The organism is Cellulophaga sp. F20128 (genome assembly GCF_023015805.1).
GTDB lineage: Bacteria > Bacteroidota > Bacteroidia > Flavobacteriales > Flavobacteriaceae > Cellulophaga.
This window is the reverse complement of sequence record NZ_JALKBA010000044.1, coordinates 1-3463: the sequence shown is the minus strand read 5'-3', so window position 1 is coordinate 3463 and position 3463 is coordinate 1. Positions and strand designations below refer to the sequence as shown.

Sequence of the window (3463 nt, the reverse complement as noted above, 5' to 3'; positions counted from 1 at the left end):
GTTCAGATTCTAAGAAAATTATAGAAGGGTGGAATTTCTATGAAACGATATCACTACAAGCGTATCTAGCCGAAAACTCGCTATCCCTTCTATTTCAGTTTAATGTTAAGTACCTAAGCTAAGACTTTTAAAAAATATAGCTTATAAAGAGTCTTAATTCTATGAAACGATATCAATTTAATTGTATCTAACCGAACCTCTAATTCTCAAAAAAAATACTATCTTCAAACTATAAAACAAACATACGAGCCGAACCGTTGTGTGTAAGCTGAAGAAAAATCCGTGAAAGAAGAAAAATGGGAATATTTGATTTTATAAAAGGTAATAAAAAAGCTAAATCGGAAAAGACCGAAAAGCCGTCACCTGAACAAAAGTTATTCTCGGAAAAAGCTACGGAAATTGTAATTCCGACTTTTGAACAGTTCGGATTTAAAAAACATAAAATTGAAATCGGAAAACATTCTTCGATAATAATTTACCGAAAGGAAAACCAATACTTAAAAATATCGAGTACAACTTATCCAACAGATTACCCATATTGTTACAATATAATTTTCGGAGAAGGAGACAGCGAAGACGTTTTAGAATATGATTGGAATTCAATTGCACTCTGGAGATTTAAGAAAATAATAGAGCCGAAATCAAAAGCATCGGAATATGAATTTCCGACTAAAAAAGGAGTTGAACCGAGTTTGGAAAATGCTAATAATGAATTATTGAAATACGGACTGACTTTTTTAAACGGAGATTTGAATTTATTCCACGAAATTAGAAAAGAACAAAACCAAAATAGAGAACCATATAAAATCTATTCGCCTGACAAAAATGGAAAATATCAAACGTCATACGAACCGAAAAGCGTGGAAAAGAAGAAAAAATATAGTTGAATAAATAAAAGCCTACACACAACACAGTATATAAAAAATTGCTGGTGTTTGGCTTAAATAAAGGTCGTTGCTTGTTTTGTTACGTCTGATTTTCCTTCGGAAAATCCTCGCACACAAAACCGCAACTTTCCATATACATAAACGTTAGCCTACATTAGATGAAACTCAATCTTTGGAATATAATTTTGATTATTACTTTGCTCTTTGGTTGCCAAAATGAGCAAAAACTTGATGGAAATTATTCTATGTGCAATAATGGAGAATATACAGAGGTTTATTTCAAAAAAGACTCGATGAGAGTTGCATCCGAAAATAAATGGGTGAAATTATCTGAATGGAGAAAATTTGAAATTAAGAATGATACTCTTTACTTTCAATCTTTTGGAGAGTGGAGAGACGATTGGAAAGCGGAAATAATATATAACGGGAAGAACAAAACCGAATTACATAACTTGATAACTGATGTAAAATTCAACTTGGAACGAATTAATGAAAACCCGCATTTTGAAAACCTCAAAGAATTTTGGAATGAATTTAGTAATCGTCAGAAAATTAGAAATTGTGAATGAAAATATCCCAAATCACATACAATCCTAAACTGACTTCGATTCTGATTATCGGAATTTGTCTATTGGGAATGTTAATTGGAAATTATGTCGAGAGATTTCGAATTTCCAATTATCGATGGGTTTATGAATATGGCAAATTGATTAATTTCATAATGGTTTTTGGTTCATTAGGTTGGTCATTTTTTCATCCATTAATTGTATGGTCGAATAATAAACCAAAATGGAAAAAACATCTGATTTGGATGATTGTTGGTCTAATTCCGATTATTTATTTTATAACGATGATGATAATAGCAGAAATTAGGTTTGGAAATAAAATAACGTAGGCTAACAACGTGTATCATTAATTGCTAGGTTCACGTCTACTTGGAAAATTCCTGCGGAATTTTCTCTGGTTCGTTTTTGTTTACTAAATTAGATCCTTACACACGCAACTAATCATACACGAACACGTTACCACACATTTTGACCCAAAAATGAATATCGAAGATTTAATAAACGATTATAAAAAACAGACAAAAATTTATTCCGAATCACAGCATGACTACTCGGATAAATTTTCTGTCAAGAAATGTAATAAAGCAGTTGGAAGAATGTACCAATTAGTTCAGATGATTTCAAAAAAGAACAATTTAAATGAGGTCGCTAAATTTTCTGAATTGTTAACTGAAGAAGAAAACAGAACCAATATTTGGGCTGCAGTTCATTTACTGGAAAAACTAGAATATGATAAAACTAGTGGGGAAAACGCATTGAAAATTATAAAGAAAATAGCAAGTGGAAATGATGCTCAAGCTTTGGGCTTTCAATACTGGCTAAAAGATTTTAAGTTGAAATAATATTATATCATAAACGGATTTTACTCAAACGCAACTGTTAAGCAGATGGACTTTCTAGCTAGTTTGCGGAATGGACTTACCAATCTTGTGTCAAAGCCAACTCAACTCGGGCGGGAAAAACGTGTGGTAACAATGCCTATACTTAATGCGGGCTTAGGTTTTAAAGCCAAAGTCTGTGTATATTTATAAGGTCGCTAAATCTTTGGGATTTAGCTTTGGACAAAAAAGAAAAAGCGAAACCCAAAAATTTTGCTTCGTGCGTAGCTGGAAATCCGCTGGATTTCCGCCCCGCACTACGCTTAGCCCAGCCGTTGTAAGTAATTTATGAAAATATCAGAAATTAAATTAAAAATAATCCTTGGATTACTTCTTATACCTTTTAGTCTAATCGGACAGGAGGCAAATTGGTTTGTATTTCAACTCGAAAATATTAAAATTGATTTTCCTACAGAAGAAGTATACCAATTAGATACAATTGTAAAAGGCGTAAGGATCAATCAACTATATACTCAAATTGGTATTTCAACACTTATTATCCAAAAGCTACCAGCTGAAAGTAGTACAAAGGATAAAGACCTTTCTTCACTGCCATATAATTACGAATCATTGATAGAATATTACGAAGGAGTTATTGACGGTGTAAAAAACAGTTCCAAAGCAGAAAAAGAGGAAATTAAACTCGGAGAACTGATTGGTTACAAATCAATAATATACAACGATATTGAAAAACCAATAATGGAATCGAGGACATTTTTGGCAGGTAATGACTTAATAATGCTATCGATATATAATCCAGCAAAGGAATTGAATGATATTAAAGAAACATTTTTTAGTTCCGTAAACCTTGATGGTTTAGATTCATTAGAACAATATACTGGAAAATCAAAAGCTTACAGGCAAGGATACGTTTTCGGGAAATTGTTCTTCTACGCTATATTAGGTATTGGAATATTTTTTCTAATTAGGAAATTAAGAAAGAAAAAATAAAACTACTTACAACAATGCCTATAATTCAGTCTTGCCTTTTTCTAAAAAGAAAATTTAGTACTTTTAATCTGGCTCGATTCCGACCTTGAAAAATCCTAACGGATTTCCCAGACCGAAATCATAGGTACTGTGTCAAAAAACAAGCTTTTTCTTTAAAATTTTAGGAAACAAATTGATTTAA

Annotated in this window: 4 protein-coding genes; all 4 read left to right on the top strand. The window is 31.8% G+C overall.

Translation table 11 applies throughout. The annotated features are described in order from the left end of the window. The first annotated feature begins 296 nt into the window (after nucleotides 1-296). The 4 genes from MWU65_RS17335 (at nucleotide 297) to MWU65_RS17320 (ending at nucleotide 3282) form a co-directional block, all read left to right on the top strand. Entirely contained in the window at nucleotides 297-887 is a 591-nt protein-coding gene (locus tag MWU65_RS17335) for a hypothetical protein (RefSeq protein ID WP_247079943.1), read from the top strand. A gap of 158 nt (nucleotides 888-1045) precedes the next feature. Continuing rightward, nucleotides 1046-1456 (top strand): hypothetical protein, encoded by a 411-nt coding sequence (locus tag MWU65_RS17330; RefSeq protein ID WP_247079942.1) that lies wholly within the window; start codon nucleotides 1046-1048, stop codon nucleotides 1454-1456. A gap of 476 nt (nucleotides 1457-1932) precedes the next feature. After that, nucleotides 1933-2295, top strand: a complete 363-nt coding sequence (locus MWU65_RS17325) for a hypothetical protein (protein WP_247079941.1) — start codon at nucleotides 1933-1935, stop codon at nucleotides 2293-2295. A 324-nt stretch (nucleotides 2296-2619) separates the two neighbouring features. After that, complete coding sequence (locus MWU65_RS17320; RefSeq protein WP_247079940.1) at nucleotides 2620-3282, top strand: hypothetical protein; 663 nt, start codon at nucleotides 2620-2622, stop codon at nucleotides 3280-3282. Nucleotides 3283-3463 lie beyond the last annotated feature (181 nt).

Excerpts from the sequence above, each read along its gene's own strand:
- MWU65_RS17335 (WP_247079943.1), top strand. The coding sequence starts at position 297 with ATGGGAATATTTGATTTTATAAAAGGTAATAAAAAAGCTAAATCGGAA.
- MWU65_RS17325 (WP_247079941.1), top strand. The coding sequence starts at position 1,933 with ATGAATATCGAAGATTTAATAAACGATTATAAAAAACAGACAAAAATT.
- MWU65_RS17320 (WP_247079940.1), top strand. The coding sequence starts at position 2,620 with ATGAAAATATCAGAAATTAAATTAAAAATAATCCTTGGATTACTTCTT.
- MWU65_RS17330 (WP_247079942.1), top strand. The coding sequence starts at position 1,046 with ATGAAACTCAATCTTTGGAATATAATTTTGATTATTACTTTGCTCTTT.